At 63.9% G+C, this 13,709-nt stretch carries 13 protein-coding genes; 10 read left to right on the top strand and 3 right to left on the bottom strand.

The genetic code is table 11. The features are described 5' to 3' along the window. Positions 1-14: 14 nt before the first annotated feature. On the bottom strand, positions 15-1,163 hold the full coding sequence (locus AC0QUY_RS07180; RefSeq protein WP_161852004.1) for an ABC transporter substrate-binding protein: 1,149 nt from the start codon (positions 1,161-1,163) through the stop codon (positions 15-17). Positions 1,164-1,302: 139 nt separating this feature from the next. On the opposite strand from AC0QUY_RS07180, the gene AC0QUY_RS07175 reads away from it, so the two are divergent. The 7 genes from AC0QUY_RS07175 (at position 1,303) to AC0QUY_RS07145 (ending at position 8,293) form a co-directional block, all read left to right on the top strand. Beyond that, positions 1,303-2,127: an alpha/beta fold hydrolase gene (locus tag AC0QUY_RS07175; protein ID WP_475386304.1), complete on the top strand. Its 825-nt coding sequence runs from the start codon at positions 1,303-1,305 to the stop codon at positions 2,125-2,127. Between the two features lie 491 nt (positions 2,128-2,618). Beyond that, a complete protein-coding gene (locus AC0QUY_RS07170) occupies positions 2,619-3,413 on the top strand; it encodes an aspartate/glutamate racemase family protein (protein WP_475386303.1) in 795 nt (264 codons plus the stop codon). Positions 3,414-3,422: 9 nt separating this feature from the next. After that, positions 3,423-3,851, top strand: coding sequence for an organic hydroperoxide resistance protein (locus tag AC0QUY_RS07165; protein ID WP_475386302.1), 429 nt, complete (start codon positions 3,423-3,425; stop codon positions 3,849-3,851). Between the two features lie 25 nt (positions 3,852-3,876). After that, the gene (locus AC0QUY_RS07160; RefSeq protein ID WP_161852008.1) at positions 3,877-5,055 is read left to right on the top strand and encodes a thiolase family protein; all 1,179 of its coding nucleotides are present in this window, start codon (positions 3,877-3,879) and stop codon (positions 5,053-5,055) included. Next, positions 5,052-6,293, top strand: a complete 1,242-nt coding sequence (locus AC0QUY_RS07155; protein WP_475386301.1) for an SDR family NAD(P)-dependent oxidoreductase — start codon at positions 5,052-5,054, stop codon at positions 6,291-6,293. Before AC0QUY_RS07160 ends, AC0QUY_RS07155 begins: the two co-directional genes overlap by 4 nt. Positions 6,294-6,322: 29 nt before the next feature. Then, a complete protein-coding gene (locus AC0QUY_RS07150) occupies positions 6,323-7,108 on the top strand; it encodes a cyclase family protein (RefSeq protein WP_475386300.1) in 786 nt (261 codons plus the stop codon). Between the two features lie 27 nt (positions 7,109-7,135). Then, positions 7,136-8,293: an ABC transporter substrate-binding protein gene (locus AC0QUY_RS07145; RefSeq protein ID WP_475386299.1), complete on the top strand. Its 1,158-nt coding sequence runs from the start codon at positions 7,136-7,138 to the stop codon at positions 8,291-8,293. A 118-nt stretch (positions 8,294-8,411) separates the two neighbouring features. On the opposite strand, the gene AC0QUY_RS07140 is transcribed toward AC0QUY_RS07145, so the two are convergent. After that, positions 8,412-10,034, bottom strand: coding sequence for an AMP-binding protein (locus AC0QUY_RS07140; protein WP_475386298.1), 1,623 nt, complete (start codon positions 10,032-10,034; stop codon positions 8,412-8,414). Positions 10,035-10,220: 186 nt separating this feature from the next. On the opposite strand from AC0QUY_RS07140, the gene AC0QUY_RS07135 reads away from it, so the two are divergent. Beyond that, positions 10,221-11,849: an ATP-dependent acyl-CoA ligase gene (locus tag AC0QUY_RS07135; protein ID WP_475386297.1), complete on the top strand. Its 1,629-nt coding sequence runs from the start codon at positions 10,221-10,223 to the stop codon at positions 11,847-11,849. 100 nt (positions 11,850-11,949) lie between these two features. Here AC0QUY_RS07135 and AC0QUY_RS07130 read toward each other — a convergent pair whose 3' ends face one another. After that, positions 11,950-12,438, bottom strand: a complete 489-nt coding sequence (locus AC0QUY_RS07130; RefSeq protein WP_161852014.1) for a MarR family winged helix-turn-helix transcriptional regulator — start codon at positions 12,436-12,438, stop codon at positions 11,950-11,952. A gap of 381 nt (positions 12,439-12,819) precedes the next feature. Here AC0QUY_RS07130 and AC0QUY_RS07125 point away from each other — a divergent pair, with 381 nt between their 5' ends. After that, positions 12,820-13,338, top strand: coding sequence for an acyl-CoA thioesterase (locus AC0QUY_RS07125; RefSeq protein ID WP_161852015.1), 519 nt, complete (start codon positions 12,820-12,822; stop codon positions 13,336-13,338). 83 nt (positions 13,339-13,421) lie between these two features. Beyond that, positions 13,422-13,673, top strand: coding sequence for a DUF3551 domain-containing protein (locus AC0QUY_RS07120; RefSeq protein ID WP_161852016.1), 252 nt, complete (start codon positions 13,422-13,424; stop codon positions 13,671-13,673). Positions 13,674-13,709: the final 36 nt, after the last annotated feature.

The following is a 13,709-nucleotide window of genomic DNA, read 5'->3' as shown; positions in this document are numbered from 1 at the left end:
CCCGCAGGCACCGCTCAGGGTTGATAGGTCCAGGCGCCGTTGTTGAGGCGGACGATGACCAGGGCGCGCTCGTCCACGCCGTGATAGGCGCCGGGCTTGAAGTTGTAGACCGCGTGCACGCCTGAGAGCTCCTTGGTGTTGAGGATCTCGTCGCGCAGAGCTTTTCGGAATTCGACGGTGCCGGGTTTCGCGGTCTTCAGCGCACGCTCGGCGGCAGAGGTGAAGATCCTCCAGCCGTCGAAAGAATAGGCCGAGAAGCCGTCCGTGGTCGGGACATTGTTGGCCTTCAGGAAGGCAGCGCGGAACTCGAGCGCGAGCTTCTTGGCGAAATGGTCGTCGGGAAGCTGCTCGGCCACAATGACCGGGCCTGCCGAGACCTGAATGCCTTCAGCAGCCTTGCCGCCGACGCGCACGAAATCGGGATTGACCAGCGCGACCGTGCCGTAGGTCTTGCCCTTGAAGCCGCGTTCGCCGAGCGCAAGCAGCGGCAGCGCGCCCTGCGTGCCCGACCCGCCGATCAGCACGGCATCCGGACGCACGGCGAGAACTTTAAGGATCTGGCCCGTAACCGACGTATCGACGCGCGCATAGCGTTCGTTGGTCAGCACCTTGATGCCGTCCTCGGTTTCCACCGCCTTGGCGCCGTTGTAGACGAGATCGCCCCAGGCATCAGAGAAACCGATATAGCCGATGTTCTTCATCGCATCGCGCTTCATGCGGTCGGCGACGACCTTGACCAGCAGCGAGGCGGGCTGCGGAACGGAAATGCCCCATTGGTCGGCCGGATTCGGCTGACCGATCACCGGGGAGACCGCGATCATCGGCACCTTCAATTCGGTCGCGACCGCCAGCATCGCAATGGTCGAGGGGGCGGTGGCGGTGCCGATCAGGAGGTCGACCTTCTCTTCCTCGATGAGCTTGCGCGCATTGCGGGTTGCGGCGGAGGGATCGGAGCCGTCGTCGAGCTGGATCAGCTTGATCTTCTCGCCGTTGACCTCGTTCTTGTATTCCATCGCCGCCTGGATGCCGCGGCCATACGGGATGCCGATCGAGGAGCCGGGTCCACTAAGCGACGTCACGAATCCGATCGTGATATCGGCCTGTGCGGTCGAGGCCGCGACCAGGCCGCCGATGAGTGCAGTCAAACTCAACATCTTGCGCATTGCATTCCCCTTGGTTGAAATCAGCCGCGACCTGAGCGAGATGTCAGCATGGATCGAGGTCGGACCAGCACGATCGATGCCGCGATTGTCGCCGAAAGCAAGCGTGGGCCTGGTGCCTGCATCCGGATGGAGCTACGAAATGAGCGCTACAAGAACTGGTTCCAGCGTCGAGCGTCGCTTTGTTACGACATCTCTTGGGCGCATCCATGTCGCCACGGCGGGAACTGGCTTTCCCATCCTCATGCTGCATCAGACGCCGCGCTCGTGGGACGAATACCGCGATGTGCTGCCGCTGCTCGGCCGCGATTTCCGTGCGATCGCGATGGACACGCTCGGCTTCGGAGATTCCGATCGGCCTGCCGGCAAACCTTCCATCGAATTGTGGGCACAGGGGGCGTTCGCGCTGCTCGATGCGCTGGAAGTGCCGCGCGCTGCCATCGTCGGCCATCACACCGGTGCGGCGATCGCGGTGGAAATGGCCGCGTCGGGGTCTGCGCGCGTCAGCGCGCTGGTGCTCTCGGCCTGTCCTTTCGTCGATGCGGCGCGCCGGGCCAAACATCACGCCATGCGGGTGATCGATGACGTCGAGACACGCACCGACGGCTCCCATCTCACCGAGCTCTGGGCGCGCCGGCAGCCGTTCTATCCCGCTGATGATACCGATCTGCTGCGGCGCTTCATGATTGACGCCCTGCGGGCCGGCGAGATGGCGGCGGAAGGCCACCGGGTGGTGAATCGCTATCGAATGGAGGACCGTCTGGGAAGCATCCAGTGTCCCACGCTGGTCATTGCTCCGACAGGCGATCCGCACGCTCATCTGGTGGCTCCAAAGGTCGCTGGAGCTATCGAGGGCAGTATCTTGCGCGAGCTCTCAGGAGGCATGGTGCCGCTTCCCGATCAGTTGCCGGAAGCTTTTGCTGGAATAGTCCGCGACTTCGTCGCCGCCAATGCAGCCAAGACATGAAACGGCGCGACCGACCGCGGCGAATGCGAACCCGCCCGTAACATTCGCTGTCCCGAGGTCGATGATCTCAGCCACGATTGAAGAGCCTTTATCAACGCAACCATCAACGCGACGTGCGTCTGCACGGCGCCCACTCCCTGTCAATTGTTTAAAGCCTAAAGTATTTCTCGGCCACAGGTCAATACGCCAGATTCGCGCCCCGCGGAAAAAATTTGCGGCACTGCGAGTGCCCGCGAAAGCTGAATTCGCTTGTGCAAAAGGGTGAGGCGCTATCTGCCTGTCCTTTCGGCAAACCGATCCTGTCGTGCGCAGCGTGCGCCCGTGCGCGGTTCAATTGACGCCAAAATTATTTTGTGGTTGAAATATTTCGGTCGAAGGGATGGCGTCGCTCTCCAACGCGCCTCCGCAACGACAGGCTCGTGCGTGTCGTTACCCTCGCGACCGCGAGGGGGCGAGCCCTGCACGCTCCGCCTGTGAATGGGATATCCGCTGTGCGCATCTTCTGGCAGAGCTTCGTCGACCAGGCTACGAGCGCGCCCTACATGACGCGGCTGGCGGCCTATCTGAACGAGATCGCGGCGCCCGGCACCAGCGTCCATGTCGAAGGCATCACGCCTGCCGATCGCGACTTCGGCCGGCTCAGCGAATTCCGCTGTGCGATCCAGGCAGTCGACAACGGCCTCGCGGCGCAGGGGGACGGCTTCGATGCCTATGTCATGGGTCACTTCCAGGATCCCGGTTTGTATGAACTGCGCTCGGCGCTGACGATTCCAGTCATCGGCGCCGGCGAGGCTACGCTGCTGGCGGCCTCGCAGCTTGGCCGCCGCCTCGGCCTTGTCACGCTCGATAGCGCTTTCGAGGTCTGGCATTACGAGCAGGCCGATCGTTACGGACTTTCCGGCCGCGTGTCGCAGGTCGTCGGAATGGGCTGCCGGCCGGAGGATTTCAGCGCAACATTCGCGGGCGATGCCGCGGCGAAGGCGCGCATGCTGAGCGACTTTGCGTCCTGCGCGCAGCCGCTGGTCGATCGCGGAGCCGATGTCGTCATCCCGGCCGGCGTGTTGCCTGGTCTCCTGATTGCGAGCGAGCATGGGTTCAAGATCGGTCATGCGCCGGTGGTCAACTGCGCGGCGGTCGCGCTGAAGAGCGCCGAGATGTGGGTGCAGTTGCAGCGCCTCAACGGCACCGAGCCGAGCCGCGGGCCGAGCTTCGCGCTGGCCAATGACCGCGCCCGCCAGGATTTCCGCGCGCTTGTAGCGCGCACGCACAAGCCAAACAGCTCTTGAGGACACGACATGCTGCAGCCAGACAAGATTCTGTATGAAGCCGAGGTCACGGCAACCGGCGGACGCGACGGCAAGGCCGCGAGCGATGACGGGTTGTTGTCGGTGTCACTGTCGCTGCCGAAATCGTTGGGTGGTCCGGGCGGGCCCGGAACCAATCCGGAGCAGCTTTTCGCCGCTGGCTATGCCGCATGCTTCCTCGGCGCGGTAAAGCTGGTCGCGCGTACCCGCAAGATCACGCCGTCGGCGGAACCGACCGTCAGCGCCAAGGTCGGCATGGGCCCGGTCGAGGTCGGCTATGCGTTGACGGTCGAGCTTAAGGTGCAACTCCCCGGGCTGGAGAAAGCCGTCGCCGAGGAAGTCGTGGCCGGCGCGCATGAGCGCTGCCCTTATTCCAACGCGACGCGCGGCAATATCGACGTCAAATTGACCGTGCTCTGAACGGCTCACAGGAACCGGCGGTCCGATGCAGAACTCCATCCGCACACCTTACGACCGGGTCGTGATGGCAGTTCCGGTGACGATTCCTTACGTGCGTTACTCGATCGAGAGCGCGCAGTGGTGGATCGGCCGCGCACTGAAGGCGCTGGTGGATGGTGCCGGGATCACGCCGCGCGACATCGACGGGTTCTGTGTCTCGAGTTTCACGGCGGGGCTCGATAGCGGGATTGGTCTCACCCAGCATTTCGGCCTCTGCGTGCGATGGGTCGACACCATTCCGCTCGGCGGCGCCAGCGCGATTGCCGCGCTCCGCCGTGCCGCGCGGGCGGTGCAGGCGAACGACGCCCGCATCGTGGCCTGCGTCGCCGGTGACACCAACCACGTCGATTCCTTCCGCTACACGCTGGAGAATTTTTCGCGCTTCAACCAGGATGCCGTCTATCCCTATGGCGCCGGCGGGGCCAATGCGAGCTTTGCGCTGATCGCGCGCAACTACATGCGGACGTTCGGGGCAAAGCGCGAGGACTTCGGCAGGATCGCGGTTGCCCAGCGCAGCAATGCGCTTCGCAATCCCCATGCCCTGATGAAGGCGCCGCTGACCATCGAGCAATACATGTCGGCGCGGCCGATTGCCGACCCGATCCATTTGTTCGACTGCGTGATGCCGTGTGCCGGTGCGGAGGCTTTCCTCGTCATGAGCGAGGACGTCGCTGCATCGCTGAACCTGCCCGCCGTCAAAATCCTCGCCACCATCGAGCGCCACAACGCGTTCGGCGACGATCCCGTTCAGGTGCGCGGCGGCTGGGCGATGGACGTCGACGAGCTCTATGCGATGGCCGGGGTCAAGCCTGACGATCTCGATTTCGTCCAGACCTACGACGATTACCCTGTCATTTCGATGATGCAGTTCGAGGATCTCGGCTTCTGCAAGAAGGGCGAGGGGCCGGATTTCGTGCGGCAGCATGATCTGACGATCGACGGCAGTTTCCCGCACAACACTTCCGGTGGCCAGCTCTCGGTCGGGCAGGCCGGCGCAGGCGGCGCCTATCTCGGGGTGGTCGAGGCGATGCGACAGGTGCTCGGGCAGGCCGGTCCGACGCAGGTGAGGGATGCCCGCATCGGGTTGGCATCGGGCTTCGGAATGATCAATTATGATCGCGGCCTCGCTTCGGGCGCGGCGATCCTCGCGGGAGCGGGCTCATGATCGAACCGATCGCAAAGCCGCGCCGGAAGAATCCGCTATTGCGGACGCGGCTGCCGACGTCGCCGCCGCGCGCGCGCAGCCGGGCGTCGCACGGCTTTACACGGGCCGCTGCCGAGGGGCGCTTCATGCTGCAGCGCTGCGGCGCCTGCGAAACGTTCTGCTATCCGGCGCGCGATGCGTGCCCCAAGTGCCTTTCTGCCGATCTTGTCTTCGCGGATGCGCCGCGGCGCGGCACGCTTTTGTCCGAAACCACGCTGCATATCCCGGCCGACGTGCATTTCCGCGAGCGAGCGCCATGGCGCGTCGGCCTGGTCGCGATGGAATGCGGGCCGACCCTCGTGACGCATTTGCATGCCGATTGCGAAGAGGGCAAGCCGGTCGTGATGTCGTTTCAACTGGACAAGAGCGGGCAGGCCGTGGCCTTCGCCCATCCCGAACGGGAGACATCCAACATGACGGATGACAGGCAGTGGCGTGAGATGACGGCCGATCCGAAATTCCGGCGCGTTCTGGTGACGAATGGGCGGAGCATCGTCGGCCAGGAAGTGGTGGCAGCGTTGAAGGCAGCCGGCGCCTCGATTGTGTTTGTCGGCGTCGCTGAACCGTGGAAGCCGTTCCGCGGCGAGGATGCGTTGCGGACGCTGGAGGGCGTCGAAATCGTGCCGCTCGATATCGGCGACGAGAAGTCGGTTGCCGATCTGGCGGCCGATATCGGCGGCAAGGTCGACATCCTCGTCAATACCACCGAGCATGTCCGTTCCGGCGGGCTGCTCGATCGTCAAGGCACCAGCGTCGTGCGCGACGAGATCGACCAGAGCTATCTCGGTTTCGTGCATCTGGCGCAGGCGTTCGGGCCGGCGATGCGGATGCGGGGCTCCGATGGCGTCAACAGCGCCGCAGCGTGGGTCAACATCCTGTCGGTCTATGCGCTGGCGAACTGGCCAATATTCGGTGCGTATTCTGCCTCGCAGGCGGCTTCGCTCTCGCTGTCGCACTCCTTGCGCGCGGAGCTTCGGCCCGGTGGCGTCAAGGTGGTGAACGTGTTCACGGGCCCGCTCGATATCGAATGGTTCCAGACCGTGCCACCACCGAAGGTCGCGCCGCGCGTGGTCGCGAGCGCGATTGTCTCGGCGCTCAAGCGCGGCCTTGAAGACGTGTTCGTAGGCGACGTCGCCGCGGACATTCGCCAGCGTCTTGCGGCCAATCCCAAGGCGGTCGAGCGTGAACTTGGGGCGTAAGTGGGTTTGCTGAAAGCGGGAGAAGCGCAATGGACAGCAACAGTCTCATGCAGTTTGCCGGCGCGGTTGCATCCGGCGCGGTGCGCGTCGTCGATCTGACCTTCACGCTCAGTCCCGATTTTCCGGTCATCGTGCTGCCGCCCGAGTTCGGTCAGGCTGCGCCGGTCCGCATCCAGCAGATTTCGCGTTACGACGCCGGCGGTCCTGCCTGGTACTGGAACAACCTCACCTTCGGCGAACACACCGGCACGCATTTCGACGCACCGATCCACTGGTTCACGGGCAAGGATCTGCCGAACAATGCGGTCGACACGTTGCCGGTGCGCGACATGATCGCGCCGGCCTGCGTGATCGATTGTTCGGCAGAGGCCGCAAAGGATGCGGATTTCCTTTTGACGATTCCGGTCGTCGAGGCCTGGGAAAAACGCCACGGACGGATTCCTGAGCGCCATTGGGTGCTGCTGCGCACCGACTGGTCGAAGAAGGGCTGGCGCGACTATGCCAATCTGAAGGACGACGGCGCGCATACGCCGGGACCGGATGCTGCCGTGATGCGCTGGCTGGTCGAGGAGCGTGGCGTCATCGGCTTCGGCACCGAAACGATCGGGACCGATGCCGGCCAGGCCGGTCATCTCGATCCGCCCTATCCGGCGCACCATTTCCTGCACGGTGGCGGGCGCTACGGCCTGCAATGCCTGTGCAATCTCGATCAGCTTCCGCCGACTGGTGCCGTGATCGTTGCCGCGCCGCTAAAAATCCAGAACGGCTCCGGCAGTCCGCTGCGGGTCCTTGCGCTGGTGCCCGGGCAGGGTTGAGCCCTTTCATCGACATCGAGTGACATCATGAAAAAGAAAACTATCCTGTTGATCGGTGCCGCGTTCCTGCTCGGCGCCTCTGCGCCGGCGCATGCCGAAATTCTCGTCGGCTTCGTCACCGGCCTGAGCGGGCCGGTGTCCTCGATCGGCGTGCCGAATGCCAAGGGGCTCGCCGCAGGCCAAACGTATATCGGCGAGATAGATGGCGAGAAAGTTCGCGTCATCCAGCTCGACGACGGCTCGGATCCGGCTGCGTCGACGCGCAATGCGCGCAAGCTGGTCGAGCAGGAAAAGGTCGACTTTCTGATCGGTACGTCAGGCGCGCCGCAGACGCTGGCGATGGCGACCGCAGCGATCGAGATGAAGGTGCCGATGGTGGCGGTCTCGCCGATCGCGCCGGTACCGGCCGGGGAGGGTGGGCCGTGGGTGGTGCAAACACCGCAGCCGACACCGCTGCTCGTCCAGGGCATCGTCGATCACATGAAGAGCCGCAACGTGAAGACCGTGGCCTTCATCGGCTTCTCCGACGCTTTCGGCGACCTGATGTACAACTCGCTGCTGCAAAGCGCCGAGAAGGCCGGGATCAAGGTGATCGCCAACGAGCGCTATGCGCGTTCCGACAATTCGGTCACGGCGCAGGTGCTGCGTGCGGTTTCGCTGCGTCCCGATGCGATCATGCTGGGCGGCACCGGAACGCCCGGCGCGCTGCCGGTGATTGCGCTGGCGGAGCGCGGTTACAAGGGGCCGCTCTACGGCAATCACGGCATGATCAGCGCCGACTTTCTGCGGCTTGCCGGCAAATCGGCGGAGGGAATCATCTGTCCGACCGGACCTGTGACCGCAGGCGAGCAACTCCCCGAGAGCAATCCGATCCGCAAGGTCGTTCTCGCATTTCGTGCGGCCTATGAGAAGGCCAATGGCGACGCGCCGGCCGATGCGTTCTCGCCCTATGCCTTCGATGGCTGGCTGGTGTTCATGGACGCCGCCAAGCGCGCCAAGGCATCAGGCGCGAAGCCCGGCACGCCGGCGTTCCGCAACGCGCTGCGCGAGGCGCTGTTCACGACCAAGGATGTGGTCGGTGCGCACGGCATCTACAGCTACACGCCGGCCGACCGGCACGGCGTCGACGACCGCGCGCGGATCCTGGTCCAGATTGAAAACGGCAAATACAAGCTGCTGCCGTAGAGCGCGATGACTTCTCTTCGATTCGTCATCTCGCTCTACGTTTATCGTTTGAGCATGATCTTTTCGGAAAACCGGTTCCCACTTTTCCGGATCATGCTCTGACGGCAGCAGTCGTGGCTCAGGCGTGGCGCAGCTTCGCCTTGAGCGCGCGCATGTCGATCGCTCGATTGGCGCTGACGGCTTCGGCCGCGAGCGTCTTGATCTCGCCCCGGGCGAGTTTCCGCGTCGAGGATAGCGGCAATTCATCGATGATGGCGATGTAGCCGGGCACCTTGTGATAGGCGAGGCGTTCGGCGCAAGTCTTGACGATCGAGGCTGCAAGCTCCGCGGCATCGTCGACTTCAGCGTTCGGCACGATGAACGCGAACACCTCTTCGCCGCGGATGTCGTCGGGAACCGGCGTCACCGCGCAGCCGCCAATGCGCGTGTCCATATGGAGCGCGCTTTCGACCTCGAGCACCCCGATGTTCTCGCCGCTGCGCCGCACGATGGTCTTCTTGCGATCGAGGAAGTACATCAGGCCGTCTTTTTCGGCGAATACCAGATCGCCGGTGTGGAACCAGCCGCCCTGCCAAGCCGCTTCCGTGGCTTCCTCGTCCTTCAGGTAACCACTGAAGAATCCGGCCCGGCCGTCATCGCCTTTGGCGCGGACCAGCAATTCGCCGGGTTTGCCGAGCGCGACATCGGCGCCCTGATCGTCGACGAGGCGATACTCCATGCCTTCGGACGGCCGGCCGACGCAGCGCGCGCCGAAGCCTGCCGGCTCGCGCGAAGTGGTGGTGGCCGCCGCCCCGCCGGTCTCGGTCATCGCCCAGGCCTCGACGATCGGGATGCGATAGCGCTCCTCGAAGGTCGCGCGATGGCGGACATCGACGCCGGGCGCGAACGCGAAGCGCACGCGATGCTGCCGTTCGACCTCGGTCACCGGCAGTTGCAGCAGGATGGCGGGAATGACGCCGAGACAATGCACGACGGTGGCGCCGCTGTCGGCCACGCACTGCCACCAGCGGTTGGCGTGAAAGCGGTCAAGCGGCACTACGGCGCCACCGAGCACCATCATGCCGACCGCGCTGCAGCCGAGCGCGTTCATGTGAAACATCGGCAGCGGCGTCAGGTTGATCTCGCGGTCCGGCTGCAGTTCGGCCACGCCGCCCTGCCCGAGGTACCAGTCCGCGACCTGCAGGAAATAGCGGTTCGACAGCATGCAGCCCTTCGGCTTGCCGGTGCTGCCTGAAGTGAACAGCAGTGCGCATTCGCCGTTGAATTCGGGGCTTTGGGCGCTGACGTCGGTCTGGCACGGTGGAATGCGGCTATCGGTATCGATCAGGCGGGCGCGCCCGAGCGCCGCGTTTTTCGTCACATGGATACGGTCAGGTGTTGCAACCAGCAGGTCGGCCTGCGACAGCTCAAGCTGGAACGACAATTCGTCGGGCCGGACGTCGGGGTTGATCGGAACGATCGAAACCCCGAGCGCATTGAGCGCGAGCCAGTGCAGGAAAAAGACCGGGCGGTTTTCCAGCAGCAAGGCAACCCGCGCCCCGCGTCCATAGCCGGCGGCCGCGTATTCGGAGCGAAGCCGGTCGACCTCGGTCTTGAACGCGCCATATTCGATCCTGAATCCTTCCGGTGCGTAGGGCAATTGCGCACTCGCAGGCGCCAGCAGGAATGGCGCGTCCGGCCGTCTCATGGCGGAGGCCGCGAAGGCGTCGGATGGCGATCGATAGGGAGTGTCGAGGCTCATTGCGGACGTCGCTCCTGTTCCTGCCGCCGCACGGGTGGTGGCCGGAAGTCCGCACGCAGCCCCTTGCTGCGGCGGTCTTCGTCGAATACTTTAAGCCTAAACTATCTTGCTGGCCAAGTGCGATCTATCGCAGACCAGCCCGGCGAAGCCCGAAGATTGGCCTTGGAAGCTGCCTTGGAGGTGCGAATGCAGGTGGGTAATGGCAGCACGGCCGGTCAGCGGCGGGGTGGATCGATCTGGCCTCAGGCGGCCGAGCGTTTTGCGCCGCAGGACCGGATTCTCTCGACCATTTTGACGCGGCAGGCCGCGCAATACCGCGATCGCACACTGTTCGTCTTTGGCGAAACACGGTGGAGCTATACCGAAACGGCGTCGATCGCCGCTGCATCGGCTGGCCGCCTGATAAGGGCCGGAATTCGCGCAGGCGACCGCGTCGCGCTGATGTGCTCGAACCGGCCGGAGTTCCTGGAAGTCTATCTCGGCTGCGCCTGGATGGGCGCCGTGACGGTGCCGATCAATACCGCGCTGCGCGGCATCCAGCTCAGTCACATCCTGCGCAACGCCACGCCGAAGCTGCTGGTGCTTGAGTCGTGCTTTATGCCGGCGATCGAAACCCTGGAAAGCGACGTCGCGCCGCCGGACCTTGTCTGGACGATCGGCGAAGCCGCCGCGTCTCCGGCCTCGCCATTGCCTGCGCTCGGCGAGGCGGCTCCGCCCGCGCCGGTGCGGCCTGACGATACGGTCGCGATCCTCTATACGTCGGGCACCACGGGGCCTTCCAAGGGGATCTGCTGCCCGCAGGCCCAGATGTTCTGGTGGGGCGTCTATTCGGCGCGCGCGCTCGGCATCGTCGAAGGCGATGTGCTGTTCACGACGCTGCCGCTGTTTCACACCAATGCGCTGAACGCCTTCTATCAGGCGCTCCTGAACGGCTGCACCTATGTGCTCGAGCCGAAATTCTCCGCCTCCGGTTTCTGGGCGGCGGCGCGGCGGCATCAGGCGACCGTCGGCTATCTCCTCGGCGCGATGGCCGTGATGCTGCTGGCGCAGCCCCCATCAGCGAACGACACCGCGCATTTCGTGCGCGTAGCGCTCGGTGGCGGCGTTCCCGGCCAGTTTCATGGTCCGTTTCTCGAACGCTTCGGCGTGCCGCTGCTCGACGGCTACGGCTCGACCGAGACGAATTTCGTATTCACGGGCACGATCCCGTCCGATCGCCCCGGCACCATGGGCTATCTCGTTGATGGCGTTGAGGCCTGCATCGCCGGTCCCGACGACGAGCCTCTCCCAGACGGCGAGGCCGGCGAACTGCTGCTGCGCGCGCACGAACCGCTCGTGTTCGCGACGGGGTATTTCGAAATGCCGGACAAGACGGCAGAAGCCTGGCGAAATCGGTGGTTTCACACCGGCGACCGTGTCGTGCGCGATGCGGACGGCCACTACCGTTTCGTCGACCGGATGAAGGATTCGATCCGCCGCCGCGGCGAGAACGTTTCGTCCTGGGAGGTGGAGCTGGTGCTGCTGAAGCATCCGGCGATCGCGGCCTGCGCGATCTATCCGCTGCCGTCCGAACTCGGCGAAGACGAGGTTGCGGCGGCCGTCCAACTCGAATCCGGCCATGCACTTGAGCCGATTGATATCGTCAGGCATTGCGAAGGCAAGATGGCCTATTTTGCGGTTCCGCGGTTTGTCCGGATCGTCACCGAGATGCCGCTGACCGAGAACGGCAAGATACGGAAGGTCGCGCTCCGTGAGGCCGGCAGGACACCCGACACCTGGGACCGCGATGCCGCCGGCTACAAGCCGCGCCGCTAGAGTCCCGTTCCGATGGAATCGGAACGGGTCTCTAGATTTTTGATTTGACGCGTTTTCTTGACGCGAACCGGTGTCCGCTTCGCTGGAAAACGCTTTCGAATCAGGCGCGGGATTGTTCCGTTGCGCGCTTCACGGCGTTCTTCAGGTCGTCGAGCTCCCTGACCAATCCGTCGAGCCGCGCTTTCGGAAATTCGGCAAGCAGTGAAGCCAGCCACAGGCTGTGTTTCTTTGCCATCCGTCTGAACGCTCTCCTGCCTTCGGCCGTCATGCAGACGATCTGCACGCGGCGGTCGAGCGGCGAGGGCGACCGCGTGATAAGGCCGTCTTCGACCAGGCGATCCACGATCGGCGTCAGATTTCCGGCCGTGACCATCAACCGCTTCGGCAGTTCACCCAGCACGAGCCCGACCGGTTCACGATCGAGCTGCGCCAGCACGTCAAAGCGCGGCATCGTGAAGTCGAACTCTTCGCGGAACTGGCGCCGTAGCTCCGCGCCGATCAACGACGTGCAGGCCAGGAGGCGAAGCCATACCCTGACCTGGGTGCGATTGTCCGCGTCCTCGCCGGTGATGTTCTCTTCATCGATCAAGCGCGAGCTCCTTGCCGGCCATCAATCTATCTCCCGACGTTTCCGTTGTGCAGCCGTGCGGGCCGGCGTCAAAGGTTCCGGAGTGCAATTCCTTTAGGACCAAATCAACTGTCGACATGAGTGGGCCGAACGATACCGTCCTCGGCGTTGGCAGTCCGTATCGTCCGCGACCGTAACGGAGTATGCCATCACGGGGCAAGCGGCTCATCCTGTTCGCCCGCAGGAAATGGCCTGAATTCGGTGAGAATGCCGCCCTGCGCTCCAGCCTTGGAATCACCCATCGGGGGCGGGACACAGTGTACGAAGGCTTCAATACTCGACTTTACCAGCCGGCCCGGATATGGAAAAATACTTTATACCTAAACTAAATGAGCTCGGTGTATGGCCCGCTTTGAACCTCTGACGCTCTCCGAACTGCCTGATGGCATCTGGCGCACGCGCCTGCCAGTGCGCTTCGGCTCCTGCGATCCGGCCGGAATCGTCTACACGCCGGAATATCTCAACCTGTTCAATGGCGTGATCGAGGATTGGTACGGCGAGGCGCTGGGACTTCCCTATCATGAGCTGGTCGGAATACGGCGGACCGGGCTTGGCTATGCCCACGTCTCGGCGGATTTCGCCAAGCCCAGCAGGATGGGAGAGGTCCTCGACGTCGCGGTGATTGTGCGCGCGATCGGACGCACCTCGGTGAAGCTGACGGTTCACGCGTTCAAGGATGGTTCCGAGTGCGTACGCGCCACCTTCGTAACCGTGACGACGTCGCTGGTGGATCACAAATCGATTGCGTTGCCTGACGACGTGCGCCTCGCGCTGAAAAATTATCAGGCGAGTTGCGGTGGTGCGGCGAGCATTGCCTCGACAAACCTAAAGTATGGACCGAGCAGCAGCCTGCCGGCGTGACTGCCTTATAGCGTGACTGCCTTATGAAGTGGCGCGCGACGGCCTTGTGCGTATGGTAAGCTCTTTCTCGGAAGGAGCGCTCAATGCGCGTATTGGCAACGATTTTGACGATCGCCACGGCGTTGGTGGCCTTGCCCGCGCGCGCCCAGACCTATGATCCAAACTACCCAGTTTGCCTGCAAACCTACGCCATTGGCGGAGGCAGTATTGATTGCAGCTTTACTTCGCTGCCGCAATGCGCAGCGTCCGCATCGGGCCGCGCGGCGCAGTGCCTGAACAATCCATATTTCGCGCAGGGTGACAGGAAACTGCCTCGGCATCGTGGCGTTTACTAGAGGCGGCTGCATCGGCTTGCTTCGGAGGTGCCAATT

It is taken from the genome of Bradyrhizobium sp. WYCCWR15520, assembly GCF_056174665.1.
This window is presented reverse-complemented; position numbering and strand designations above follow the sequence as displayed.